A 26,151-nucleotide genomic window follows, 5' to 3' on the forward strand; every position below is an offset into this window, starting at 1 on the left:
TAGCGTGTTAAGCGATAACCGGCAGGAAAATTTCTATTTCGGTAAATACTCCTTCCAATGAATTTACCGACATGCGCCCCTTGTGATATTCAATGATATCCTTACTCATATATAAGCCAAGTCCTGTCCCTTTGGAGGTAGGTTTGGTCGTGAAAAACGGATTGAAAAGCTGTTCCTGTTCCTTGGCCGGAATGCCTTTGCCATTATCCCGGACAGTCACCAGGATTCCCCCTGCAACCGGCTTGGAAGAGATCAAAATAAGCGGTTCAAATGCTTTGTCAACCCTGGCCTTTTCCAGCAGCGCATAACAAGCATTGCTGATCACATTCACAAGCACCTGTGCAAACTCATACGGAAGCAGGCTCACCTTCACCGGATTCGAATACAGTTCAAGTTCCAGCTTTACAGCGGCATCTTTGTACTCATTCAGCACTTCCTGAATGGCCGATCTGGCCTTCGCTTCCAGGAATGGATTGAGTTCCGTCACCATGAAGTCTGTTGATTTTCCTTTCAGCAGTTTCTGCATATCTTTTACAATGCGTGTCGTGCTGTTGCCGTGTTCGTATATCTTTTCCAGGTTCTTTTGAAGCATTTCAAAACCGCTGTCGAGATCATCTTTCTCATCTTCCGAAAGGCCGTCCTGGTGTTTATCTGTGACTTCCGTAATTTCCTTCAACAACTTTCCCGACGATTGCGAAAAGTTGTTAATGTAGTTTAGCGGGTTCAAAATCCGATCGACAATTCCTTTGGTAAGGCTTCCTACCGACGCCAAACGTTCCTGCCGGATCAGTTCCTCCTGCGTCGATTTGAGGTTGGACAGTGTATTTTCAAGATTCTCGAGAATGTTGGTTTTAATGTAAGCACCTATCAAATGCTCTTTCAGGTTTTTGACCACATTGAAGTCACGCTCCGAAAAGGCATTCTCTCGATCTGTATTTTCCAATGTAATGTAGCTTTTCACGTAGCCGTCCACCCGGATCAGAATCGTAATCAGCGACTTAGGAGAAAAAAGTTCATCAATCGTGTCATCTGCATTCTGGCTCCGGAAATCATTTTTCAGGAAAATGTCTTCCAGAATTTCTTCCCCATCTTCCACATAACGCTGCTCGGCCTGCCTCGACGTTAGTCTGATATCATCCACTTTCGCATTCTCCACGGCGCCTGCGAGCGCGATAAACTGGTAATTATCAGCCGCTTTGTTATATACCAATGCGGATGCGCCGTTTACATTCTGGAACTCGCAGAGTTTGTTCAGAACCAGCTGAAAAAGCCGTCCGGTGTTCACTTCGCCATTAATTGATTTCACAAACTCATCGATCCGTTCCAATTGATCATTGGTTGCCGACAACTCCTCAGATTGCAATTCCAGTTCTTCTTTCTGATTCACAACTTCCTCCGTACGCTCCCTGATCCGCGTTTCCAATTCTTCCTTTTCCCTTAAAATGCTCCTTAACCTCCACCGCACCGTATAATAGATCATTAACCCAAATAAAATCAGGTAAAGCGCGATCATATACCACTGCCGGAACCACGGCACGCGGATCTTGAATGTGAGCGAAGTCTCTTTCGAAACATGGTTGTAAACGTCCTTTGCCCGCACTTTGAATGTGTATGTTCCGGAAGGCAGACCGCTGTACTCTTTCCTGGTTAATGCTCCCCAGTCCGACCATTCCTTGTCATAATTTTCAAGAATATATTGATAATCCACCTCCTGATTGCTGTGATAACTGGGCAATGCAAATTCGAAGATCAAGTTGTTCTGGCGATGGCCGAGCGTTTTTCTGATCTCGCCATTCTGGGCAAATTCCAGCAAGCTATCCTGCGTCGCAACGCTCCGGAGCAACACCGGGTATTCATAAACGTATTGGTCACGGACCTGCATATCGAGCCGGTAAAGGCCCCTGTCTCCACCAAGCCAGGCATTGCCTTGCTCATCCGGAAAAATCACCTGAAAAGGGACATCAGCAATAGGCAGCAATGGAGTTTCCACAAGTTCAAACTTACCGGAAGGCTTCTTTTTGAATAAGGAAGCAGATTTTTTATCCCCGCGCGTTGTCCAAATATTGCCCTGATGATCACCCTGAATGCGGTCAAACCAGGTTTTTTCGGCGTGCAGCCAGTTTGCCCGTGCGAAACGGTCGGACTGAGGTTGATACTCGAAAAGGCCATCTTTGTTGGAAACCATCAATCTGTTTTGATACAAGGCCAGCTTGTTATACAATGGGCTCGAAATGCCTTGCGCAGCTGAAAAGCGCTTTACAGTGCCGGATTCCTCATCCAGCTTGATAATGCCATTGGAAAGCGTTTCCAGCCAGAATGTCCCGGCCGGAAATTCAGTCACGCCGACAATTTGTTCATTCACCGATGCTACCCGCCCGGGCTGCCAGCCGTTTCCGGCACGCACCAGCCTGGCAAGCCCGTCCTGCATGCCGACAAACAAGTTTCCAGACTTTGAAACCGTAATGCTGAGTGAAAAACTGGAAGTTATTCTGGTAATCCCGGCGTTTTTCGACCATCGAAAAAGCCCCTTGTTGGAAGCAATGTATAATGAGCCATTTGCCTCATCAAAGCCCAGGCAACTTCCTGAAAAGCCATTGACATGAACAATTTTATTATTTTCAATATAATACAATCCATACAAAGTGCCGATCACGATCCGGCCCTCGAAACGCCTGACTGCGGTAACCGAACCTCTCAAACCATCCTCATTTCCAAATACCGAAATCGGCGAAGGCAAATCAAAACGCGCAATTCCATCATTCAGCGCCAACCAAAGATTTTGTTCCCGGTCGGTAAACATGGCCGCCACCTGGCTTTCTTCCAGATCCGCACCGGCATAAACCGGATATTGCACATTTCCCTGCGCATTCATAACCAGCATGCCACCTGTCGCCATGCTGACAGCAATGGTCCCGTCTTGTAATTTTGCCGCGTAAGTAGCCTGATTGCGCATCAGGACAGGATTGGCATTGCCATCCATGACTTCGATACGGTTATTTCTCAATCTAAAAATCCCCTGACTGGTCGTCACCAAAAGCGCAGAGCCATCGGTCAGCTGCACCACAGAAATCAGGTCCAGTAAGGCGGGCACATTGGCATTTTGAGCTATTTTGGAGAACTGGTTGCCGTCAACCAACATGATCCCCTTGTTTTTGGCATAAACCAGCACCTCCCCTTTTAATGGAAAAGCCGCCTGGATTCTGAGATTGTGCTGGAACGGCTTCACCGTTGAGCCGTTCCAAAGGAAATTAACCCCGTCCGTCACAAACCACGCGCCTGATTTCGTCGGGATGATCTGAATGATCTGCCCGAATTTGGCTTTAAGTTTTGAAGAAAGATCCACAAACCGGTGCGCACCAAACGCATCCGTACCCAGATAACCAAACTCTCCGTTGGCTCCCACCAGCACACGGTTTTTTGCGTCCGTAGCGAGCGCCGAAACGCGGGTGACATTGGTGGTCTGGATGGTTTTCCAGGAAACGCCGTCATATTCCAGCACACCCGCAAAATTGGCGAAATACATGACACCTGACTTGTCCTGCGTAATGGCGAAATTCTGGCCATGTGCATGATATTCAGCCGATTGATAAAATCCTGACAGCGGCCTTCCCACCTCCGGTCTCGCCGAATTAATCTGCTGCGCCCGAAGTTGTTTCAAACCGGGCAACAAGATCAGAATGATCAATAAAGGATTAATCTTCAACGCTTTCCGCCACATGTTGCCTGATATTAAGATCTTTTAAAAGGAAATTTTCAATGATATAGAATTCCGTGTCTTCCAGCGCGTTGGGGATCATGGCAACACCCATAGCAGTCAGCTCGCCCACATCGCGAATGCTGCCCGCTTCCAATGCACCGATTTTTGAAAAATACAATTTTCCATATGTTACCAAAATGGAGACGTCGCCGTCGCTAAGGTGCTTACGCAGATCCACCACCTCGCCTGCCTCTTCCTGAAAGTACGCTGAGGTCAGCAGGATCTTTTGCAATTCTCCACTCAGCAAACCGCCTAACGCGTGCGTTTCGCGCAAGCGCCGGAGCTTGGAAATGAGCAGATCGTCCTCGGTTGCGAGCCAGTCGAGCGGCTTCATGATTTCAAGGTGAAAGGTGTCACGATTCCGCGTCATCACGTCCAGTAAGCTGCGAAAACGCGCAGGATTCACGATCCTGAGGACATAAAACGCAGTCTGCGAAATTACTTTGGAATTGGAAACCGCGTTGGCAACCAGAACCGGCGTGACAACATCCGCACTGAAATGCCTCAATTCCTGAATTGCCACGGCCTTTGTCCACCGTGAAATCCGCGTGTAATCCCTGTTAATGATATCAATCAGACGTTCATCAACCGAAAGCATGGCCAGTGGATAAATATCTGCATAACGCCGCCGCATTTCCTCCAGCGAATCACTGTCCAGGTAAGGAAGGACTTTGTTTTTAATGTTCTCGGGCAATAACAGGTCGCAAATCTCAGTGAGATAATCCCTCGCATCAGTCGATTGATCGCTTTTCAGCAATGTTACGGCATGAAATCGGGAACCATATACGGCTTCCAGCACAATAAAAGCCTTTCGCATAATCCGCAGTTTTTCTCTGTCAATGTTCAGCATCAGCTGACTTCCAGGCTTATATGCTTCCGAAAGGTCATGCTCCGCCGAGAGTAACCAGGCGAATGTTTTCAAGTGCTCGTCCAGCTCGTTCAGCATGAAAGTTTGCTCGGTGCTGTTGCAGGTATAACGCAGGTTCCGCAAGGCTTCCATCACTTTATCCTTTACAAAACGGTTTGGATTTTCCAGGTTTCTGCGCAGGAAGCGGATCGCTTCCGGCCCACCGATCTGTTCCACAATTTTCAGCAAATGAAGCTGGCGATAACGGTTATCCGTATTGCTCAAAAATGATTTTTCAATGTATTTCAACAGCGCAGGGCCCGACTTTACCAACGCATCAAAGGCCACTGAAAAATAGCGGTCCGTTTCCATCTGTTCCATCAAAAACGGCCATAACTCTGCCCTTTTTAATTCACCGGCAGTGTAAATCGCCGCCTCGCGCACCCGTTTATTGGGATCTTGCAAGAGCGGAATCAGATACTTGTACGACAGGAAACGGTTTGTGCTCCCGAGGCCGAGCGCCGCTTCAATGCGGTCAGCTTCGTTTGGCGAAAAAACCTGGTTTCTGAGTTGGTCAAAAGGCTTGTGTGAAACGTCCTGCTCGGGCATGTAAGAAACCCTTTTCAAAGATTTTTCCGGAAAACGAAAAACTTTATCACGCACCATCTTTTTGTAAGAGTTCTCGCCTACAAATGCCGCAAATGTCCAGCAAACGGCTACGATCAGAAACAAAATAGCCAGCTGCAATGCTTCCATCCGCGAAATATTAACAAGCACAAAAAGCAAAACGCCCGCTGCCAATCCTCCCATCGCCTTGGCCCGACCTTCGATCCGCCCCTGAACATTCAGCCTTAGACGCGCTTGAATTGGCTGATACAAAACCTGGTAAGCCGGCTCCGCAATGGCCTTTCTGACAGCACTCATAAAAAAGCGCGAGAGCGCAATGCAAGCAAAAAAGATGGCAGCGGTGTCGTAACCCAGGCCATAAATGACCGAAACGGCGAAACTAAAAACGAGGCTTAACGGCAAAATCAGAATGCCGAGCCGTAAGCCGTATTTGTTGATCAGTTTATTATAGAGAAATGTTTTGATGAAGAATTCCAGAATGGCACTGATCCCGAAGAAAAATCCAAGGAAACTGGCCAGCGATTCTTTGTTCGGAAACACATTGCGCGACTCGGTGAAGAAAATGTATTCCACGTAAAACAATGCAAAAACGGGCAGTAATGCGAGCAGGAAAATGTTGCGGTAATATTTTGGATCAACCGCGTCCGTTACCGCAGCGTCAGTTGGTTTGGCTTTAATTTCGATCCGCGCGTGGTCGGCAGTTACGTAACGTTTGTGAATTTTTTTTAACAAAACCGCGCAGACGATCAAGAAACCGACCGCGATAATCAATAGTGAATCGATTGGCAAAATCTTCACCAGTGCAGGAACGGCCAGGTACATGATCACGGACGAAAAAACGTCACCGGTGTTGATCAGCGAAGACAATCTTTTGGATTGCTGGAAATTGAAAAGCTTTACGACGACTGCCCAGAACGTGACGCCATTGACCAGCACGAAAATCCGGTTCCAGATAAAGAGGAAAAAAAACACCCACTTGCTGCCCGTCGAATGATAAATTACCAGGAACACTGCTATGGAGACGATCAGGAAAAGCAACGCATTTTCGCCCAGCCGGTCGAATGCAATGCGCTTTTGGATGCGCGTCAGGCCTAATCCGAGCAGATATACGAAAACGCCGCCGACCACGTAAACCTGCGGTAACATTAACCGGTCGAAACTAACCAGAAATGAAGAGGCCACCACGGTGTAGAACAATGCAGTTGCGCCGCCCATAAAAAATGAGTAGGCCATCAGCAGGCTCACGAGGCCTTCCTCGTCCTTTCTGATGTTCAGCATCCGCGATATGTCCTTGATGTTTTTCACAAATTATTGGCTAACTCCTTAATCATAAAATAGATCTGCCGTTCGGGCATTTGATACAGCGGCCTGATTTTGCCCAGATATAAAAAGCCAAGATCTTCCAATGGTTTGATGCGGGAAGCGACGGGCTGCGCAATGATCAGCCTGACACCGTGCGTGGCGGCATATTGGATCCGCGCTTCATCCAGCAATGCGGAGAATCCATTCCCGCGAAATCCCGGCGCGACGACCAGTCTGTTCAATGATGCATAAGGGCCAGTTCCATAACTTTCCAGGATGGAGCCGTCAAAAAGATCCGCATGCGGAATGGACTGGTAATCATTGTGAAAACTCATGCGCGCAGCAGCCACGATTTCCTTGTTATGTAAAATCACCCAATGGTGCGCGAGTAAATCTTCATCGTCCAGCCAGGCATTATGCGAGAAAAAATCCTGGCTTATTCCCTGTTCATCTTTCCATGCCAGCACACGGAGCGCCCCCATTTCGTCCAGCCGTTCGGGATAATCCAGCTTCATAAGCAGGAACTCCGAATTTCTGATTTCAAACCTTGTTTCCATGGAGCGAGGGGGTTTTATAAGCACTGATTCCATTTCGATGCGTACATTTTATTTTCGGTTTGTATCAAAAAGAAGCCCGATCGAGAACACGCGGCCTTCCTGCGGGTAACGCGACGCTGACGTAATGCCCTCAGCTGCGCGGATGCCCGGCACAAAATATTCGTGGTTAAACACATTGGACACCTGAACCTGTAAACTCAACATATTCAGAACATTATGATAAGTCAATGTTGAATTCAACAAGTAGATTGGTTCAAACCGCGTGATTGGATTGCTGCTGCCAGAGGTTCCGGTCCCGGATTTGCGGGCACTCACATAGTTATTGGTGACGCTAATGCTCAGATTTTTGACGGGCTCGTAAACAGCCCCCAGATTAGCAGACCAAGGCGCAATGTCGCTGACCGGAATTTTCTGGCCTTCTACCTTGCTGAGATCGCGCGGTTTGCTGTAAGTAAGATTTCCCCAGACATTCAGATTTTTCACATCGTACCGCGCCTCCGATTGAAGGCCAATAATCCGCTGCTTCCCCAGTGCCTGGAACTGTTGCGTGGCCACACCGGCGGGCGTTGTAGCAGCAGCCAGGCCGACTGCATTGCTGTAATTGGCGATGTAACCCGCCACATTGAACGACATAGCTTTGCTAAACCGCACCGAAACGCTGCCTTCCACATTCTTCACGCGCTCGGGCTGCAAGGTTGGATTATTAAGCTGCCGTTCGCGGTTTGTTGCATATTTTTGAAGATAGGAAGCATCCTTAAATGCCTCGGTGTAAATGCCTTTCAATACAAACTTCCCTTTTGAATAAATAAGGCTTACTCTCGGATTGAATACAAAACCGTAACCACCATTGGAGCGGATCTGGTTGTGATCAAGCCTGGAACCCAACACTGTTTTGAGACTTTCGGTCCAGTTATAAGTGGCTTGTGTAAATATGCCGATGTCAAAAACGCGGAAATTATCGCCCCCCGCCAGCGTGGAATCCGGGCGGCCGGTTTCGTCGGCGTTTTCGGTTTGGGCTGTAATATAATTGGCCTGAATAATGCTGTTCCGGATTTCAATGCCGCTGTTAATATCGAGCTTGGGCAATGGTGTGAGCAACACCCGGAACTCGTTACGAAGCTGGTTGGAAACGCGATACCAGTACGGGATCGAGTAAGTTGGCTTGCGTTCGTTTAGCAGGTCAATAATGCTGTAACTGCCATTGAAATAACCGCGATAAGTGGGCAGATTGGTTGCTCCGTTCAGCTCGTGCAGGCGATAGGAAGTCAGGTTCAGGATCTGCACTTTTTCGGAGATAAACTTATTGTAAGTCAGCGAAAAAGCTTTGTTATTGGCCACCCAGCGGGAAACTTCCGGCGTCACGATCCGCGAGCGGTTGGTGTACCACGGCGTTGCGCCTTCGTCCGTTTTCCAGCTCATGAGCGATATCATGAAATCCTTGAACTCAACTTTGGCGCGTATATAAAAGTTTTTGGAATCATCATTGAAGCCAACCCGGCTTCCATTCACATTAGCCTGGAATAAATTCGCATTATCCAGTTCCGCCGCCCTGGCCTTTCCGGCATCGGTAAGGCTCAGCGCATTTGCAGCTCCATTCGCATCATAGCCGATTTGATATAAATTACTGTTTGGAAAAAGCGTTGTGAGCTTGTTATTGGTAATGTAAGTCTGAGCGGCGGCTCCATTGATATTTTGCTGAATCGGATAATTATTTGCCGTTCTCGGGTCGTAATTCCATTCCGGATATTTGCTGTAATCCAGTTCGTTAGAGGAAAAATAACGCGATGTCACCGAGACCGCAACGTCTTTTGTCCGAACCGTAACCACGCCATCCACGAGTTTCGTATTCAATGATCCATAACGCACCTGGCCATTCGTGGAAACAACCATTTTCTTTCCTTCGGGCATTTCCTGATCCAGGAAACGCTTGGTAATGAGGTTAATAACTCCCATAAATGCATTGGCTCCATACATTGTGGATGCTGGCCCATAGATCACTTCCACACGCTCGATATCAGACAGTGCATATTGCCTGGAAACGGGAATGTTGTCCGAATTCAGGTCATTTTCCTCTACGCCATCTACGAGCAGGATGGTGCGATCATTGGAAGTAGAGCGGTAACCGCGCTGGTAAAATGTTACATAAGAAGGGCCGTTGCCTCGAATGACGTCAAAGCCGGGAATGTCATTCAGCATTTGGGTCAAATCTTTGTAACCTCTTTTTACAATGTCTGTTTGGGTCAAAACCGTTACCGTCGCAGGGACCTGTAAGAGATTTTCTGCTTTCTTGGAAACAGAAGTGATTTGGATAATACGGTCCATGAGATCACGTTGCTGTGCGACCAGGTCTTTGAATTGTGGCAATGCGGAAAATTCGGGCTCGTAATTTTGGTTGGCCACTAATAGATTTCTGACAGCTGTTGCAGCTTGCGGCAGGGAGTCGAGTGCCAGGTACGTTAAGGCAATGATCTTATAAGCCTGCACTTGCGCATTTGGCGAGAACTTCGTTTTGAGGCATGGGTTTAGTATTTGAAAAACCTCGTCAAAGTTCCCTGTTCGGTATTTCCTGTCGGCCTCGGGTATGATGACGGATGCGTCACAGTCTTCCTGGGCAAATGCTTTCGTGCCCGCGAAAGCGAGGGATATCAGCATTAAGATATGTAAAAATCCTTTCATATTATCTGATGTTCCGGGACAGTTTTTCGTAAGGAATATCCTTTCCGATGTATTGATCCCACTCTTCCTCGGTCAGTTCGCGCTTTACTCTTTTGGAAACTTCGGTAAATAATGCAGCTGAATTGATGTCCCATATCCGAACTGTTTTATCCGCTCCGGCTGCCAGCAACTTGTTCCCGTCGCGGGTAAACTGAATGTCCATCACCCAATAATCAAAATCGCTTAACAAAACAGGCTGTTGTTTGGAAATATCCTCTTTTGCATTCCAGATGCGGATTTTCCAGTCATAGCAAGCGGTAGCAATGCGGCTGCCGTCGGGAGCGAAGGCAATGCTGGTAATGCCCGAAGTGTGCGTTCCCTGCGTGCCGGTCAATGAGTTCGGGACCGGCTCGTCATTCGTAATCCGCACATGGTAAAGCATTCCCGAGCTCGTTCCGAAATAAAGATATTTTTGGTCAGGCGTGAATGCCATGGAAAGCAGCCTGCCGCGTAAACCTGGCAGACTATATTCTATTGGTTTTGAATCCAGCTTATTTAAGTCAATGCGGATCAGTTTGCCATTTCCGGTCGCCAGAAACATGAAACGACCGTCAGCCCACATCTCGACAGATGCGATCTCGGTGCCGAGATTAACATTTTTCAAGACTTCCAGTTTCTTATCGCTCACGTCCCAAAGTCTTACCTGGCCAGCGGAGCTGACCGAGATCAAATGCGGCTTATTATTGATGTTCTTAACCGTCATGGAGAACACAATTCCGTCGTGTCCGATAATGGTTTTAGCTGGCGGCGTGCCGGGCGTAAAGTTGTCCCAGCGCACGATCTGACCGTTGGAAGAGCCAGTGAAAAACGTTTTTCCGTCCGGCATAAAAGCCACGGAACGGATGCTCCTGAACGTCTGCTTGGGATTGCGGAACAAAAGCGGCTTTACGGCAGGTGTCAGATAATTCCACAAACTCACCACGCCGTCGTCGCCCGCTGTTGCAAAAAGCGAATTACCGGCTTGCGGCTCGGCGACGACGCGTACAATGTCATTGTGTGCGATCAATGTTGCCTTAGCACCCGCCGCCTTCGATAGTGCATTAAAAATGTCCGGATTCTCGCGTTCTCCCCCATTTTTTATATTAAAATCATATGCTTTTAATGCTAATAATGCCGTCAGTTCATCACCCGCAGGCATTTGGAATGACTGGATCGCGATGAAGCGTGCGACCGCTTTTGAGCGCTGTTTCAATGCGTCGTTTCTCGAAGTTTCTGCTTCTTTCTGAGCAGATTGCGCATACACTTTTTGCCGCTCCGACTCTTTTTGCGCATTTACCGCGTATTCTTTTTGTATTTCCGTTTGTTTCTGCGATTCCACCGCTGCTTTTCTGGCATTATCGGCCTGAAACTTTTGTTCCTCAGCTATCTGCTTCGCGATTTTTGCAGCAATGCTCTCCTTTACCGCTTTTTCCTGCTCTCTTACGGCTATGCCTTTTTGTTCCTCGGTTAATGTCTTTTGCAATTCGGCAAATGTGCCCTGCTGTTCTGCTATTTTTTTCTGTGAAATAGCTTCGCGCGTCTGGTCCTCAGCGCGCTTTCTCTCTTCCAAAGCCAGACTTTCTTTTTCCAGTGCCGTTTTTTCGCTTTGCTGTGCCTGTGTCCGTAGCACGAGCGCCACGATAAGAAATAGTAATGAAACTAATGAGCTGATCCCCAGGACAGAAGCGAAAATTCTCGCCTTGCGAAGCTCCCGTTTCTGGCGGTCTTCTTTTTGCCTTACTTCGAGCTCATACTGTTTTTTACTATAATCCAAAAAATTGGTTGCACGCTCAAAAAAAGGATCGTAGCGCTGCGCCCATTCCAATGTTGGCTCGCTTTCTTTCAGCCATTTAAGGCCCAACTGCAATTCAGGATTGACCCAAAGTCCGGTGCGGCCGTCCTGATAAAGGGAGGCTGAGTAACTGAGTTGTTTATAGAGTTTTGCGGATTCCAGCTCTTCCTCTATCCACTTCCTGCATCTTTCCCAAAATGTGAGGACTTTTTCAACCGAGACGTCAATGATTGAATTCTGGTCAATCTTTACGCCCGGTTTCGGTGTTAAAATCGAAACTCCGTTTTCCCTGAAAACCATGATCACGTCGATCAACAGATAATCGGGAATGCCTGTGATCTGAATAATTTCGCGCAGGACGGTCGGGTGCAGCGACGATGTATCGCTAGGGCCAAGCACGATGAGCGACTTGAAAAGCTTGGCAGCGGCATTTCGCCGCTTTTCATCCAACCGTTGCGTGTAAATTTCCTCTGCATGCATCGTGATCGACTCCTGCATAGTGCCAATGGCCTCGTAATCAGATCGCGAAACGGGGGAAGAATACGGCTTTGTCGACTTCCAGCGGTCCCATGTGCGCATTAATGCATGTTGCAGAATGGGGAGGAAGTCGGGGTTATCGGCGAGTTCTTTCAATAGACCGGTTACCAGTTCGGGCTCAATGCTGGCTCCAACGGATTCCACGGGACCTACAATGACTTGTCTGACCTCTTCCGGGTTCATTTTCGGAAGGAGATAATAGCCTTTATTGATGATCTCTGTGAGACCATTGAATTCAGTACAATGGTCCAGATAATCGGAGCGCATTGTAATAACAGCGTGTACCGGAAGCTCGCGCTGATTGATAAGCGTTAGCAGTAGTTTTACAAAAGCGTTCGTCCTGTTTATGCCCGAGGAATCTTCCGAAAGTTCATAGCGGAAAAGCTCCTCAAACTGGTCGATAACCAGCAGAATTTTCTGGCCGCGCGTGGCGGAGAGCAATGATAATGCGACTTTGGTATCATTGCTGAGCTCTTTTTCCAGGGACACCGGATCGCGACTGTCCCAAATCGGATCATCCTCGCGCAATGCCGCTTTCACCGCATCCACAAAATTCCGGACCGGATTTCCACCCGGCCGGAAAAGAATTACTTTCCAGCGATTTGAGGCGTCGCCTTCTTCCAATGAAGGAATGAGGCCGGCTTTGATCAACGAAGACTTTCCACTTCCCGACGAACCGATCAATGCAAGGAAGCGCCCGTCCAGGAGTTTGTTTTTCAACTCCCGGATGTGCGCGTCCCTGCCGAAGAACAAAGCATGATCTTCATAATCATAACTTCGAAGGCCCGGAAATGGATTGGTAAAGGTAGAATTCTCAACCATATGTTTCAGGTTGCGGCAATTTTCATTACAAATTTGTTACGGTTCTTTCCATGGGCATATTCATAGGAAAACTCATCGACACCATTGATCGTCAAGAAAATACCGAGGCCGCCAATGCCGCGTTCTTCCAGCGAAAGCGTAAGGTCCTGCGCATTGGGCAGTTCTTTCGCAAGCGGGTCAAACGGCGCGGCAATGTCTTCCAGGATCACCACGAGTTTCTCGGCCGTGATCTCACTCACCACCTGAAAATCCGCTTCGATGCCCGGCGCCTGATAGCCGTACAAAATAATGTTTGTAGCAATCTCATCGACCGCCAGTTTGAGGCTATAAGTTGGTTTTTTGGCCAACCCAGCCTTTTCCGAAAGCTCACCAATGTATTCCCGCAGCGAATCGAGAGAATCAACAGTGCCGGGAAAACTTTTCGATTCCATTATCAGGAGATGTTAAACTGGATATTGATCAACGATGGTAACGCTGTGCTGCAAGCCCGTTTTGGTAAGCGTATCCACAATCAGTTCCTGCGGTTTCACGATGTAAATGGATAATTTCGGCCCGATTTTCTGCTTTGAGTAAATCAAAACTCTAAGCCCCGCCGATGACATAAAGCTAAGGTCCTCCATGTCAAGCACCAAAGCATCAATGGGTTGATTAGCAATTTTCTCAATTTCAGTCTGAAAAACACGCGCCGAAAGCGAATCCAGCTCGCCATGCAAAGTAAAGCGCGCCTCCTGATTTTCTATTAGGGATTCTATTTGAAATGCCATTGGAATATTAATTAAAGGTTTTAAATGAGTTATTTAAATGCTAACTGTTACTGCCTTGTGCTTCTAAGCGGCGTTTCGAACGTGCCGGAGGCCGAAGGGCGTTCTGCTAGTGCTCCGATTGTGAGCCGCGTCGTGCACGTGCCTTCGACCGCCCGGCGGCCCGGTCCGCTCAGGCTGACAAGGCGTTCCGCTGTTGCTAACCAGTGCCGTCGTACAACTAGCTTGTCACCCTGAGCGGAGCCGAAGGGGCGTTACTGCTAGCACGACCGCCGAAGGGCGCCACTGCTACCCCCTCCGCCAAAGGGCGCTACTTCCCAACCAAGATGACCGTCGCTCTCCCCCCAACCAAAAACCTCCCCTGGTCTTCCAACCTCGGCTCCTTACCAACTTCGTAAATGTCCTCACCAGTTGGCATGTCCGTATTCACGGCCAGATGCCATTTTTGGCCGGCTGGAAGTGGTGGGAGTTCGTAGTATAATGCGTCCCAGTGCGAATTCATCGCTACGTATATCGAATCGTCCCGGATTGTTCCGCTTTTGGCGTGGGCGCCGTCCAGCATGAATGCCAGGCAGCGGCTGCTTGGTGAAAAGTCGGGTTGCCAGGCTTGGGTTCCGTGGAATGTGATGTCCGCGAACCCGCTGCCTACATAGTCCTTATGCTGGAAATGCGTCCTGCTCCTGAGCACCGGATGTGCACGGCGGAAGCGCATAATGTGTTGCGCGAAGCGATAAATGTCCGCGTTCTTTTCCATCAAGCTCCAATCCAGCCAGTTAAGCTCATTATCGTGGCAATAGGTGTTATTATTACCGGATTTGGTAACGCCCACTTCATCGCCCGAAAGGATCATAGGAACGCCCTGGCTCACCATAAGGATCGACAATGCATTCTTTATCTGCTTGTGACGTAGCTGATTAATGTACGAATCATCCGTTTCACCTTCCACCCCACAATTCCATGAATGGTTATCATTACCACCGTCATTGTTATTCTCTCCATTCGCTTCGTTGTGTTTTTCATTGTAAGCAAATAGGTCATAAAGGGTGAAACCGTCGTGGCAGGCGATGAAGTTAATGCTGGCTGTCGGGCCGCGATAGTAGTACAGATCAGGCCATCCCTGGATGCATTGCGCGATTTCTCCAACTAAACCTTCGTCGCCTTTGAGGAATTTCCGGATCGAGTCGCGGTATTTTCCGTTCCATTCTGCCCAGCGTCCGTATGCCGGGAATGAACCGACCTGGTATAAGCCGCCTGCGTCCCAGGCTTCGGCTACCAGCTTGCATTTGGCCAGAATCGGGTCATATGCGAGCGATTCGAGCAATGGCGGGTTGCTTAATGGCGCTCCGTTTTGGTCACGGCCAAGAATGGCGGCGAGGTCGAAACGGAAACCATCAATGTGGTAATCGGCTGCCCAGTAACGCAGACAGTCCAGAACCATGTTCCGCACCACCGGATTGTTGCAATTCAATGTGTTGCCAGTTCCTGAGAAATTGAAATAATAACCCTCAGGCGTGAGCATGTAGTAGGTTTTGTTATCAATTCCCCTGAACGAGATTGTGTGACCGCGGTGGTCGCCTTCTGCTGTGTGATTGAAAACCACATCCAGCATCACTTCAATGCCGTTTTTGTGCAGTTCTTTAACCAACGTTTTCAGCTCATCCACCTGCATCCCAAACTTCCCCGTGGCAGCATAACCTGCTTTTGGAGAAAAGAAATTAACCGTGCTATAACCCCAGAAATTGACGATCAAGCCGCCTGTAACCGGGTTTTCCTTGCTGTTTTCCCATTCATCAAACTCATAAATCGGCATGAGCTCCACGCAGTTGATCCCCAGATCTTTCAGGTAAGCCACTTTGCTGCGAATGGCTGCAAATGTGCCCGGGTTTTTGACATTGGATGATGGATGCTGCGTAAAACCGCGCACGTGCATTTCATAGATCACCAGATCCTCGATCGGCGTTTCGAGCGGGTGGTCATTTTCCCAGTCAAAATCCTCAAAAACGAGGCGTGAGCGATATGGATAAATGTTATCCCAATTCGGTTTGGCCAGCCAGGAATCCCGTCCGCCAATGGCTTTGGCGTACGGATCGCTGAGAATAATGCTTTTGTCAAAACGGTGACCTTCTTCGGGCTTGAAGGGGCCGTCCATGCGGTAACCATATTCCAGGCGCTCGTAATCCAGATCAAAAACGATCATGGAATACACATTGCCCGTTCTGAATTCTTCCGGAAAACGGATCTCGGCAAACGGCTCCGCTTCGCCCCTTTCGAACAATACAAGCGTACAGTCGATGGCTTCGCTCGAATAAATGCTGAAATTGATCCCGTTCGGAACCATGGTCGCTCCGAATGGCAACGCATGTCCGCGTCTGAACTTGATCCCCTGCTGCTCGTGCGTCGGGTAGTAATCAATCCTGATATCTGTTGCCATGGATTAGTCTTGTTTTAGGAATGCAACTCCGTCTTCCGGCTTCTCAACAATGGTAAAAAAGTTGATAAAACCGGTGGTGGACATCACGTCCTGGATTTCTTCCGAAACCCCCACAAGCACCACTTTACCTTCCTGCGACCTGATATTCCGGTAAACCATCAGCAACACACGCAGCCCGGCGCTGGACATGAAACCTACGTCGGTGAGGTCAATCGCGATGTTTTTGCTTTTGTCCATGGCCACCTTTGCATTTCTTTCAAATTCGGGTGCCGTTTTGCTGTCTATGTCGCCGGAGACCGCAACCACCGTAATTTCCTCCTGATCCGTAATGGTAACTTTCATCTGAATAGTTTCTAAATATGGTTCAAATTACTTGGCCGAACTGATCTGTACTTTCACGCGGATACGTTCCTCTGTTTCAGGAAGTTTCACGGTAAGTGCATAGGCATCGAAATCTGTATAAGGCTGATCGTCAATGAAAACCTCGCTGATATACACGCTTCCGGGAGGCAGGATATCCGGCGAAACACGCAGAATGTTGTCCTTCCAGCCGTTTGGATAAGGCTTAAAGTAGAAATAAGTTGGCTGCTTGGTGATCAGCAAATTGATATAAACTGCTGACAGATAGCATAGTTCTGTGCTGTGATATGCACTCATGGAGTGGCTTCCTTTGAAACGCTCTGTTCCCAAAAGATACGGCATACCATTGCCCAACACATTGAAATACACACCGCCATCGTCATTATCCAGGAAGAATGCATTGTAGAATGCTGCCGCCTCACGCGCTTGTTTTTCGTATTCTTTATCTCCCAAAACCCCGTACATGATCAGGTAAGCAAGAATTGCCTGCTCCTGCTGCCACCACGCCTTGCGGTCATGCCATACAAATTGGTGCTTGTCGCCTGTCTTCTGAACGCGTTCAACCACGTCATACCAGCCGCCACGCTGTTGATCAGAACCAGCCGCAGGCATCAATTCAGCAATTTTTTTGGCAAATGCCAGATATTCTTCTTTTGGAGTCAGCGATTGCTGACGGATCAGGTTCCATGCGATTTTCAGGTTGTGCCCTACTACTGCACGGTTTTGCTGCCATCCCCATGTTTGGTCTTTGCTCCAATCTTCGAAAAATTTCTCCTGAACAAACGGACTGTTTTCGTAGTCTGGGAAATATTTGGTAATGGTGTCAAAAGTGTATTCCAAGAAATCAGCGTGCTTTTGCTCGCCGCTTGCCAGCCAGAGGTTGATCAGGTAAGCAGGCGCGTGGTCACCCACGGAGTTCCAGTTTTTGCGGGCTTTGTTATGAGCCAAAGATTCCTCGTGCGCATCCAATGTGATCGGGTGCAAGTGGGAGTAGTAACCTACGCCATTTGGATCTTTGAAATATTTTTCAAACAGATCAATGGTTTTGTCAATGTCGTCGCGGATGCGCTGATCGCCCGTGATGCGGTAGGTTTGCGTCGGGCCTGCGAGGGCGTAGATCTGCTCATACATAGGAAGCGAATCCAGGTCGTCACCAAATTCCGAAGTCAGCAATTTGGTTTCTTTCTGGCCTTCCACTTTCAAGCCGTGATACCAGTAAACGAGGTCATCATCTTGGTCAAAAAAGCGCATGTGGTCGCGCAGATATTCTGTTCCAAGCTCTGCCCCTTCCAGGAATTCGTCTTTTCCGGTCAACAGATATGCGGATGCAAATCCGTAAACCATTCTGGAAATTGTGTCTGTTTCCTGCAAGTAATCTCCTTTTTTGGAACCTCCCAAATGGAGCATTGTGCGATAATTTTTGTAGTTGATCTCCTCTTTCGGATAATCAAACTGCCATTTCAGATAGCTGGAAGCAATAGAACTGATCTGCGTGATCCAGTAATTCTGCTCCTCGTGGCGATAAGCTTTTGGCTCCTTACCCGGGAAAATCAATTGCTGCGCTTCAAATGTGCTTTCGTCCGCGCCTGCATTGGGATAAAATGTTCCGTAAGCGAAAACATATTGTCCATTTGTCGACAAAAACGGTGCGATATCGCCTGGATCCTGCCAACCTTCTGTCAGGTTCTGCACGCCGCGCGCATAGGTGGAAGCGATCAGATTGATCTTGAAAGGACGCTTGTCCGACGTCTCCACAGTAAACCAGCGTTCCTCTGCATTATATCCCGTGATATAACCCGCAATGGTATCCGAAAAAGTGAAATTAATATTCATGCGTTAGTTGGTAAAGGTGTTTGAGAGTTTATTAAGCCAGATCTTCCTGATCCCGATAGCCCTGGGTGATTTCAATAATGTTTCCTTCGGGGTCTTTGAGCCATACGGTTTTCCAGCCTTCGATTACGTCGTCGAAATGCAATGGGCCGAGGGTGATGACGGCGTCTTCTCCCATGCTTTCCACTTTGGCATCGATGTCGTCCACGGAGAATGCAATGTGCCTTAAACCAGGATAATGCGGGCCGTCTGCTTCGGACATCGGGTAAGGGCGGTCTTCTTCGGGCGGGAAGATTTCGAAGTAAATGTTGTCATCGTTTTTAAGGAAAACCAGCTCGGCGTCGTCGCCCAGACTGATGACCCTTGCCCTGCGGAACCCAAAATATTTAGAATAAAAATCCTCGAACTTCGCGAGGTTTTTAACTGTAAGTGCCAGGTGGAAAAATGTCGCGCTCATATTAGTTAGGGTTAGCTGCTGACAATGTTTCAATGATCTTTTTGGCAAACAAATGCGCATGCCCGCCAGAGCGTCCGGTGATCAAGTCGCCGTCCACAACCACATCTTCATTGGTATAAATGGCTCCATATGCCTTTGCGTCACCGATCAGGTTATTGTGGCAAACCAATTTGCGGCCGCGAACGAGCTCGGTTGCAGGTGCAGTAAGCCATAATCCGTGACAGATAATACCTTTCAAAATGCCTGGTTCAGCAAAAACGCGTTTCAGGAATTCGGTTGCAGGCGGAATTTTCTCCACGTCCTCGGTGTAACGCAGCCGGTCCGAAACCATGCCCGAAGGCACGATAATGGCGTCGTAAGTGCGCAGCTCCTCGTCGCTCATGTTCTCGAACGATTCCCAGCAATCCATCGGCGCACGATATTCGTGGCCCAGAAAGGTGAGTTTATCCTGTCCCCATAACCTTGTCAGAAAATGCAGCTCAGCGCCTTCTTCGGGAAAGCGGAATTTGTAGTAGAAAATTTCATTCTCAAAATAATCGGCTTCCAAGAGCACACCGATCTTTTTATCTGCCAGTTTCATGGTGAAAGGGTTTAGGAGGTTCTATTTAGTTAGGCTAATGTTCCGTCGGGATGCTGGACCATTCCTGCGAAGTGAATGGCAATTTTTCCGTCTTGCAGCACCCAGCTGTCAGCAAAACGCATTTCACTTTTCTCGCCACCAACCGTCATCGTGATCTGTTCGGTGATCATTAATGTTTCCGGATCTTCGGTTTCGGCCCAGAACACAATGTCTGTTTCCAGTCCGTCGATGCCCAAAATGCCTTGCATATGCTCGTTCACCTGGTCGCGGCCTTTGTAAATAACGGGCGACTTGGAAAAGCTGCTGATCAACGTCGCATCGTCTGTATACTGGTCAAGCAGCGCGTCGATGTTTTTGTCAAGAATATGCTGAATGTGTTCTTTGTACATTCTGCCCAGCTTGGTATCCGGTACGTTTTTCATATTTTGGTTTAATAAAGATGGGTTAATAACCTGATTTAGAGTGTCGCTGACCCTTCGTGATATTCCAGGCCGTCGACAATGTATTTGGTAATGACCACCTTTCCAGCGTCCGTCAATTTTACTTCCCAGGTTTGAAAAGCATCACATTTGATGCGTTTGCTGAATGGTTCGGGAGCATTCCATACGCTGGCTTCCCATTGGACCACCACTTTTACCACCGCAGTATCGCCGTTGATGACGGGCTCAACGACCTTAACCGTATGAACTTCGTCGAAAAAGATCCGGATCACGCGCTGAAACCAGCCTTCAAATCCTGCATATCCGTAAACTGTTGCTTCCGGGAATACCATTTCGAGTTCGGCATCCGCAAGCAGCGGCAAAACTTCAACCATCGGGACGTGGACATCCAGCTTTTTATACCAGTCAAGAGCCAGTTCTTTTATTGCTTCCTGCGTTAGCATTGTATTTTATATTTTAGGTTAATTATAATTCAATCAATGGTTTAGACTATTTCAAATTGGCAGCACTGTCCGCTGCAAGGATCATATCAGCTGCTTTTTCGCCGATCATAAAGCAGGCTGCAACCGTATTTCCGCTGGTAACCGCTGGCATAACCGAGGCGTCGGCAATTCTGAGGTTCTGAATGCCATGCACTCGTAATCCAGCGTCAACAACGGCCATTTTATCAATGCCCATTTTACAGGTTCCGGCTGGATGCCAGATCGTTGTGCTCTGGCTTCTGACGAATGCTTCGATGTCAGCTTCCACACCAGGGACCATTTCACCGCCATTCAGCTCCAAAAACTTAGGTGTGTTAGCAAGCTTTCTCACCAGTTCAACAGCCTTCGAAAGCACTGTTATATCTGACGCTTTTTCCAGATAATTGGGATTAATAACCGGCATGTCGGCCGGATTTTTAGATCTCAACATTACTTTTCCACGGCTTTCAGGCTGAACCAGAATGGGCAAGAAAATACAAACCGGGCCGCCCAGATCCGGCAAAACCGGTGCTAATGGCTCTGGCAGGCTTGGTGTAAAGTTGATTTGCAAATCCACCACACTTCCGTCATTTTTTGTATTGACAAACAGCACATTACCCGTAAGCAATGTTGTATTTGACATTGGAATTTTTGACCGGAAAATCATCGGCAGCTGCAAATGATCCTGCAAGTTTTTCCCTACGCCAGGCAGATCTTCGATCACTGCTATGCCAAGCTCCTGCAATTCAGCAGCCGGCCCGATTCCCGACAATAGCAGCAGCTTGGGAGAACCCAGTGCGCCTGCTGAAATGATGATCTCTTTATCGGCAAAAGCTTCTACCAGCAAACCATCACGAGAGATAAACTCCACGCCGGTCGCCTTTTTATTTTCAATTAAAACTCTGGAAACCAGTGCGCCGGTAACGATTGTCAAGTTTTTCCTGTCAGCAATTGAGTGCAGGAAAGCGGATGCACCGCTGTCTCGGTGACCATTTTCATCAATGTGAAATTGCAACAGTCCAGCCCCATTTTCCTGCCGGGCACCATTGTAATCCCAATTCGGGCCATCGTAACCCAGCTGCGTTGCGCCTACCAGAAAATGCTCCGAGCGCATGACTTCATCCGGGCAGTCACGAATGCTTAATGCTCCGCCCGTTGCGTGATAATCCGAAGCGCCATTTTCGTAGTTTTCCGATTTTTTAAAATAAGGCAAAACAGCTTCATAACCCCATCCCTGGGCACCCATTGCTTCCCATTTATCGAAGTTGGCCGGGTTACCGCGGACGTACATCATGGCGTTGATCGAAGTACTGCCTCCCAGCACTTTGCCTTGGTTAATCGTGATGGAGCGGCCATTCAAACCAGCTTGTTCGGTGGTTTGTAATTGCCAGTCCATATCCGATCCCCAGAGGCTTACAAAGCCTCCCGGATCCTGAATTGCAGCTTCCCGGTCGTTTTTTCCGGCTTCAATGAGCAGCACTTTCGTGTCCGGGTTGGCGCTCAGGCGATTGGCCAGCACGCTCCCGGCCGCCCCGGCGCCAACAATAATGTAATCAAATCTCATGTTGACCATTTTAAAAATGGAGGAGGGTTTTCAGCGTTTATGGTTATTGCGAGCAATTCACTTTCACCCAGTCCGACTTGTGGTTGCCTTCCAGCACCAGATCGATCAAAAAGGGCTTATCGTCGGCCAGCATTCTTTCGATAGCCGGCAAAATTTCTTCTACTTTTTCAACCCTCACCGCTTCTACCCCCATGGATTTTGCCAAAAGGTCGAACCGGATTGCGGGATAGGAAAGGTCAAATGGCAGCGGATGATCGTGTTTCGGAATTTCGCGTTCCTGCCAGTATTGGTCAATGTTGAGTTGCAGTAATTTATAAGAGCCATTGTTGCAGACCACAAATTTGGCTCCCGTATTATGCCGCACCGCTGACCATAATGTCTGGATGGTGTACATGCTGCCGCCGTCACCGGAAAAACCGATTACAGTCTTTTCAGGATTGGCTATTTTGGCACCGATTGCTCCTGGAAATCCTACACCAAGCGAACCGCCGCGCGTGAAAAAATATTGTTTTGCGAGCTTAGGCGGAAGGTAACGGCTTACTGCCGCTGAACTCGTCAATGCTTCGTCGAAAATGATGGTTTCATCCTGATTCAGCTGCTCGGCCAGCACTTTGGTAAATTGCGCCATATTCAGCGGCGATCTGCCTTTCAGTTTGTCGTCCGCTTCTTTTTCAGCTAAGATTTTATCGTTCTTGGCATTACCGATATCCGCTATACGTTGTTGTGCTTTTGCCGTCTGTTCAGGCGTCACCAACGCTTCAATTGTCTGAGCAAGAGCAGCAAGCGAAAGTTTCGGATCGCTCACAACACCCAGGTCAACGCGGTGGTTCTTTGCAATCTCATAAGCATTGAGATCGAAATGGATCACTTTGGCGTCCGGTGCGTAAATCTCTCCCAGCTCTGGAAAAACCTCAGGCATCATATAAGTGCCCACAATGAGGTTCGCATCGCCCTTTGTCGTAATCGGGTGGCTGAAAGATCCAAACATGTGGCCCGTCGTTCCCTGATACAACGGATGCGTGTTGTCCATGACGAGATCCCCGAATTCGACACCATAGACTTCCGCGCCTAAAAGCTCGGCAACGTGTGTAAGCTCCGGGATCGCATCTGAATACGCAATGCCGTCACCGACGAAAATTATCGGCTTTTCAGCTGCCAGCAACATTTCCGCTGACTGCGTGATCAGTTCCGGCGCAGGGGCAACCCGCGTGGAAGGAATGCAGCTTGGAAATACGGGCTCATCGTTGATCTCATCGAGAACATCCATGGGCAGGCAAACATAAACCGGCCCCATAGGAGGCGTAGATGCGATTTTTACTGCCCGGCGTAACGTCCGTAACAGTGATTTTGAAGACGTGGCCATAGTTGAATACTTGGTCACCGGCGCCATCATGGCCACCAGGTCATTCGCCATTTGCGCATCCATATTCATGTATTGCACACCCGCATCCGACCCGATCACCACCAGCGGCGCATGACCTCTTTTGGCCTGATACACAGCGCCCACCGCATTACCAATGCCGGGGGAGCTGTGCAACTGTACCAATGTTGGTTTCTGCGTGGCGCGGGCGTAACCGTCGCCCATCATGACCGCAATTGTTTCCTGCAAGGTGAGGATGTATTTCATCTCGGGATACTCGGCCAGGGCGTCAAGGAAACCTTGCTCCACCGTGCCGGGATTGCCGAACATGTAATCCATGCCATCCGCAAGGAATTGCTCAATGATCTTCTGATTCCCGGTTTTACCAGCCATAACGTGTGAGGCCTTTGTCCAAAACGTTCACAAACTGCTCTCCGAATTCGAAGGAACATTGCAATGAACGGCCTGTAATAAATGGATAGTCAACGATTACGGAAGTTTCTTTACCAAAATTTCCATGATATTGTCCTTCTGGTCCAACGGCGTCGGAAAGAATGTATTCCAGCACATATGGCGGTGGCCCCATGTTCAGATCGGTGTGCAGGAAGCCGGTTCCGTCGTGGTAATCGTACTCAATGCAATGCCCTGTTACGTGTTTTCCTTTGATGATGGAATTACGTTCGTTGAAATCCCTTGCAAAAACAAGTGGCGCAACGCCGTAGCAGATCCCGGCAACAGGCATTTGTTTTTTGTAAAAAGCAAGAATTACATCATGGACGCGCTGGTTGTTCACCATGTCAATGATCGGGCCGCTGCCGCCTACCAGGAAAACTGCGTCGTATTCTTCGGTCAGCTTGTCCTGTGCAATTTTGAGGTCGCTATAATATTTTTCGAATGCGCGAAGAAAGTCTGGTGTGGAGAAGTAAGGACGCTGCGGGATCACTTCCGACAGGTTCATTGTTTTTTCCAAACGGTTTGTTGCTTCAAAAGCATTCACTTTGTCAGCGGCGAGCTGCGTCGTAACGCACACGCCAAGAGGAGGATCTACGTAAGTTGTATCATAGCTCGGAGGCAATGCTTCGGCCTTTTTTCCGTTGGGTGTAATGAAATCAACGGTGTAACCGGCTTCTTCCAGTTTTTCGAGCGGCCCTACCAGCTCAATGCCCCAATATCCGTATTCCGATAAAATGGCGAGTACTTTTTTAGACATAAAATTCGGGTTTGAATAATTTTAAAAAATATCGAGGAGAGTTTACGAATGCGTTATTAATGAGCGGCGGCTCCTGGAGGAGGAGGCACAACGCCTAATTGCTGCAAAAGGCCAAGTTCATCCACATTAGCCCAGCGCTCGGCGATTTTTCCGTCTTTCATTCGGGCTGTGGTTGTGCCTGTCAATGTGATGGATTTTCCGGATGGCGGCATGCCCATTACGCCGCCTGTATCGGTGCCGTTGAGTCTCCATCTGTGCACCACTTTATCGGCTACATATCTCTGATCTTCAATGCTCAGCTTTGCATCCGGCATAGCTCCGCGGAACATGCCCACGATCCCTTTGAAACTGGCCGAACCGGGCTCAGAAACTGTTTTACCGCCCACCTGTGAATGGTCTATCGCATCGGACGCCAGTAAGTCTTCGCGCACAACACCTGTATTCCAGGCTGTTTCAAAGAATTCTACGCAAATCGCATTGTTTTGTTCTGCTGTAAGTGACATGGTTTTTGTTTTTTAAGGGTTAATTTTGGCTGTCGGCGGTCGGCGGTCAGCTTTCGGCTGTCGGCGGTATGCTGATAGCCGATGGCCGAAAGCCGAAAGCCCTCTATGTTACCGTATAAGGTCTCCCGCCTAAAAAGGCTTCTACTATTTCTGCTGTATTCACGTGGTTTTGGATCGAGGCCACTTTTCCGTCTTCATTCACGACTACAATGTGCACGACGCTGGTGTGAAACGGGATTCCGGTTGCTTTTGAAACGCCCGGCTCGTCAATGAGAACAGCCGCCACATTATCCTGATAAATCATCCTAACCGCCTTGAAATGGTCAAAACGCATGGTTTCAATGATTTGCTTCGCCGACTCCACGGCTGCAATCGGCCCTATGCGCTCGCCCGACCAGGCGATAATGTCGCGCGGCCCGAACATATGCCAGACAACGTTTGGCGCAAATGCCTTCCGAACATCTTCTGATTTCAGTCCCTGCAATGCGGCATACATGGCCCTTGCGGACTTTACGGTTGCGGGCGCAGTGTCGAAAACCGTTTCATCAAACACAATGCTGTCCGTTGTTCGCGGTGATGTAACCGATTTATTGGTATAATGTGCTGTTCCATTAATGCTTGCGTTAACCGTGAACGGCCTTCCGCCCTGCAATGCTTCAATAATTGGAAAAGTGTCGCGGTAACATTGTAATTGGCTGATCTGGCCGTTTTTAATTATGATCCAATGGACAACGCCCCCAGAAAATGCATGTCCTGATTTTGTTTCACCGCTTCCTTCCATCACCACAGCAACTGTATTCCCCTGCGCTATAAACCGGGTTGGATTCAGTTTTTCAAAAGCCAATCCTTCTTTTTGTAATCTGAAAAATTGACTTACTCCTGCTTTCCCTTCCCAAGCGCCTGACCAGGGAATCAAATCCTGCGGCCCGCCCATTTCCCATAAAACATCGTCCGCTAGAAATGATAGAACTTGCTCTATATTATTCTCCTGCAATGCTTTATAAAATTTTTTCAAAAACGGAACCGGATCCAGATCAATCGCATTGACATTTTCCAGCGAAGCCAGAATCATGAATGAATCTGCGAGCCTGATCAATGTGTCTTGTCCGTCCTGCTCAAAAACCAGGTCTTTTCTGGAAAGCTCAGGCTCATCAATGACCAGCACATCCTTGTCCGGATCGAAACTTGTAATGATTGTGGGCTTTACCGGAAGCTGCCCGCCTCTGTTAACATCATGACGGACAACTGCTCTTTCCATT

The 26,151-nt window shown here is 48.5% G+C and carries 19 protein-coding genes; all 19 read right to left on the reverse strand.

All coding sequences use genetic code 11. The features are described from left to right. Positions 1-7 precede the first annotated feature (7 nt). Positions 8-3,718: a sensor histidine kinase gene (locus MUK70_RS09345; RefSeq protein ID WP_234656428.1), complete on the reverse strand. Its 3,711-nt coding sequence runs from the start codon at positions 3,716-3,718 to the stop codon at positions 8-10. Next, positions 3,693-6,536, reverse strand: a complete 2,844-nt coding sequence (locus tag MUK70_RS09350; RefSeq protein WP_234656427.1) for a HEAT repeat domain-containing protein — start codon at positions 6,534-6,536, stop codon at positions 3,693-3,695. Before MUK70_RS09350 ends, MUK70_RS09345 begins: the two co-directional genes overlap by 26 nt. Further along, a complete protein-coding gene (locus MUK70_RS09355; RefSeq protein WP_234656426.1) occupies positions 6,533-7,090 on the reverse strand; it encodes a GNAT family N-acetyltransferase in 558 nt (185 codons plus the stop codon). Before MUK70_RS09355 ends, MUK70_RS09350 begins: the two co-directional genes overlap by 4 nt. 48 nt (positions 7,091-7,138) lie before the next feature. After that, complete coding sequence (locus MUK70_RS09360) at positions 7,139-9,766, reverse strand: TonB-dependent receptor plug domain-containing protein (protein ID WP_234656425.1); 2,628 nt, start codon at positions 9,764-9,766, stop codon at positions 7,139-7,141. Between the two features lies 1 nt (position 9,767). Then, positions 9,768-12,935: a WD40 repeat domain-containing protein gene (locus MUK70_RS09365; protein ID WP_234656424.1), complete on the reverse strand. Its 3,168-nt coding sequence runs from the start codon at positions 12,933-12,935 to the stop codon at positions 9,768-9,770. Between the two features lie 5 nt (positions 12,936-12,940). Then, positions 12,941-13,366, reverse strand: a complete 426-nt coding sequence (locus MUK70_RS09370; RefSeq protein ID WP_234606655.1) for an ATP-binding protein — start codon at positions 13,364-13,366, stop codon at positions 12,941-12,943. A gap of 12 nt (positions 13,367-13,378) precedes the next feature. Further along, complete coding sequence (locus tag MUK70_RS09375) at positions 13,379-13,699, reverse strand: STAS domain-containing protein (protein WP_234656423.1); 321 nt, start codon at positions 13,697-13,699, stop codon at positions 13,379-13,381. A 307-nt stretch (positions 13,700-14,006) separates the two neighbouring features. Beyond that, the gene (gene glgX, locus MUK70_RS09380; RefSeq protein WP_234656422.1) at positions 14,007-16,127 is read right to left on the reverse strand and encodes a glycogen debranching protein GlgX; all 2,121 of its coding nucleotides are present in this window, start codon (positions 16,125-16,127) and stop codon (positions 14,007-14,009) included. Positions 16,128-16,130: 3 nt separating this feature from the next. Further along, complete coding sequence (locus tag MUK70_RS09385; protein WP_234606652.1) at positions 16,131-16,469, reverse strand: STAS domain-containing protein; 339 nt, start codon at positions 16,467-16,469, stop codon at positions 16,131-16,133. 27 nt (positions 16,470-16,496) lie between these two features. Beyond that, a complete protein-coding gene (locus MUK70_RS09390) occupies positions 16,497-18,320 on the reverse strand; it encodes an AGE family epimerase/isomerase (protein WP_234606651.1) in 1,824 nt (607 codons plus the stop codon). Between the two features lie 31 nt (positions 18,321-18,351). Further along, on the reverse strand, positions 18,352-18,774 hold the full coding sequence (locus MUK70_RS09395; protein ID WP_234656421.1) for a VOC family protein: 423 nt from the start codon (positions 18,772-18,774) through the stop codon (positions 18,352-18,354). Position 18,775: 1 nt separating this feature from the next. Continuing rightward, positions 18,776-19,354 carry a DJ-1/PfpI family protein gene (locus MUK70_RS09400; RefSeq protein ID WP_234656420.1) on the reverse strand — a complete coding sequence of 193 codons (579 nt, stop codon included), beginning with the start codon at positions 19,352-19,354 and terminating at the stop codon, positions 18,776-18,778. Positions 19,355-19,383: 29 nt separating this feature from the next. Next, positions 19,384-19,776, reverse strand: a complete 393-nt coding sequence (locus MUK70_RS09405) for a nuclear transport factor 2 family protein (protein WP_234606648.1) — start codon at positions 19,774-19,776, stop codon at positions 19,384-19,386. A gap of 35 nt (positions 19,777-19,811) precedes the next feature. Then, positions 19,812-20,237: a hypothetical protein gene (locus MUK70_RS09410; protein WP_234606647.1), complete on the reverse strand. Its 426-nt coding sequence runs from the start codon at positions 20,235-20,237 to the stop codon at positions 19,812-19,814. Between the two features lie 46 nt (positions 20,238-20,283). Further along, positions 20,284-21,819, reverse strand: a complete 1,536-nt coding sequence (locus MUK70_RS09415; RefSeq protein WP_234656419.1) for a GMC family oxidoreductase — start codon at positions 21,817-21,819, stop codon at positions 20,284-20,286. A gap of 43 nt (positions 21,820-21,862) precedes the next feature. Continuing rightward, complete coding sequence (locus MUK70_RS09420) at positions 21,863-23,572, reverse strand: thiamine pyrophosphate-binding protein (protein WP_234656418.1); 1,710 nt, start codon at positions 23,570-23,572, stop codon at positions 21,863-21,865. Further along, positions 23,562-24,389, reverse strand: a complete 828-nt coding sequence (locus MUK70_RS09425; protein ID WP_082216367.1) for a type 1 glutamine amidotransferase domain-containing protein — start codon at positions 24,387-24,389, stop codon at positions 23,562-23,564. The genes MUK70_RS09420 and MUK70_RS09425 overlap by 11 nt, the downstream gene beginning before the upstream one ends. Positions 24,390-24,445: 56 nt before the next feature. Continuing rightward, complete coding sequence (locus tag MUK70_RS09430; protein ID WP_244784778.1) at positions 24,446-24,892, reverse strand: ester cyclase; 447 nt, start codon at positions 24,890-24,892, stop codon at positions 24,446-24,448. Between the two features lie 103 nt (positions 24,893-24,995). Beyond that, a complete protein-coding gene (locus MUK70_RS09435; RefSeq protein WP_234656417.1) occupies positions 24,996-26,150 on the reverse strand; it encodes a nuclear transport factor 2 family protein in 1,155 nt (384 codons plus the stop codon). Position 26,151 lies beyond the last annotated feature (1 nt).

Origin of the sequence: Dyadobacter chenwenxiniae (genome assembly GCF_022869785.1) — a bacterium.
Lineage (GTDB): Bacteria > Bacteroidota > Bacteroidia > Cytophagales > Spirosomataceae > Dyadobacter > Dyadobacter chenwenxiniae.

What these genes read in the sequence shown, in the direction of transcription:
- MUK70_RS09345 (WP_234656428.1), bottom strand. Translation starts at nt 3,718, where the DNA reads ATGTGGCGGAAAGCGTTGAAGATTAATCCTTTATTGATCATTCTGATC.
- MUK70_RS09355 (WP_234656426.1), bottom strand. Translation starts at nt 7,090, where the DNA reads ATGGAAACAAGGTTTGAAATCAGAAATTCGGAGTTCCTGCTTATGAAG.
- MUK70_RS09360 (WP_234656425.1), bottom strand. Translation starts at nt 9,766, where the DNA reads ATGAAAGGATTTTTACATATCTTAATGCTGATATCCCTCGCTTTCGCG.
- MUK70_RS09365 (WP_234656424.1), bottom strand. Translation starts at nt 12,935, where the DNA reads ATGGTTGAGAATTCTACCTTTACCAATCCATTTCCGGGCCTTCGAAGT.
- MUK70_RS09370 (WP_234606655.1), bottom strand. Translation starts at nt 13,366, where the DNA reads ATGGAATCGAAAAGTTTTCCCGGCACTGTTGATTCTCTCGATTCGCTG.
- MUK70_RS09375 (WP_234656423.1), bottom strand. Translation starts at nt 13,699, where the DNA reads ATGGCATTTCAAATAGAATCCCTAATAGAAAATCAGGAGGCGCGCTTT.
- glgX (WP_234656422.1), bottom strand. Translation starts at nt 16,127, where the DNA reads ATGGCAACAGATATCAGGATTGATTACTACCCGACGCACGAGCAGCAG.
- MUK70_RS09385 (WP_234606652.1), bottom strand. Translation starts at nt 16,469, where the DNA reads ATGAAAGTTACCATTACGGATCAGGAGGAAATTACGGTGGTTGCGGTC.
- MUK70_RS09390 (WP_234606651.1), bottom strand. Translation starts at nt 18,320, where the DNA reads ATGAATATTAATTTCACTTTTTCGGATACCATTGCGGGTTATATCACG.
- MUK70_RS09395 (WP_234656421.1), bottom strand. Translation starts at nt 18,774, where the DNA reads ATGAGCGCGACATTTTTCCACCTGGCACTTACAGTTAAAAACCTCGCG.
- MUK70_RS09400 (WP_234656420.1), bottom strand. Translation starts at nt 19,354, where the DNA reads ATGAAACTGGCAGATAAAAAGATCGGTGTGCTCTTGGAAGCCGATTAT.
- MUK70_RS09405 (WP_234606648.1), bottom strand. Translation starts at nt 19,776, where the DNA reads ATGAAAAACGTACCGGATACCAAGCTGGGCAGAATGTACAAAGAACAC.
- MUK70_RS09410 (WP_234606647.1), bottom strand. Translation starts at nt 20,237, where the DNA reads ATGCTAACGCAGGAAGCAATAAAAGAACTGGCTCTTGACTGGTATAAA.
- MUK70_RS09415 (WP_234656419.1), bottom strand. Translation starts at nt 21,819, where the DNA reads ATGAGATTTGATTACATTATTGTTGGCGCCGGGGCGGCCGGGAGCGTG.
- MUK70_RS09420 (WP_234656418.1), bottom strand. Translation starts at nt 23,572, where the DNA reads ATGGCTGGTAAAACCGGGAATCAGAAGATCATTGAGCAATTCCTTGCG.
- MUK70_RS09425 (WP_082216367.1), bottom strand. Translation starts at nt 24,389, where the DNA reads ATGTCTAAAAAAGTACTCGCCATTTTATCGGAATACGGATATTGGGGC.
- MUK70_RS09430 (WP_244784778.1), bottom strand. Translation starts at nt 24,892, where the DNA reads ATGTCACTTACAGCAGAACAAAACAATGCGATTTGCGTAGAATTCTTT.
- MUK70_RS09435 (WP_234656417.1), bottom strand. Translation starts at nt 26,150, where the DNA reads ATGGAAAGAGCAGTTGTCCGTCATGATGTTAACAGAGGCGGGCAGCTT.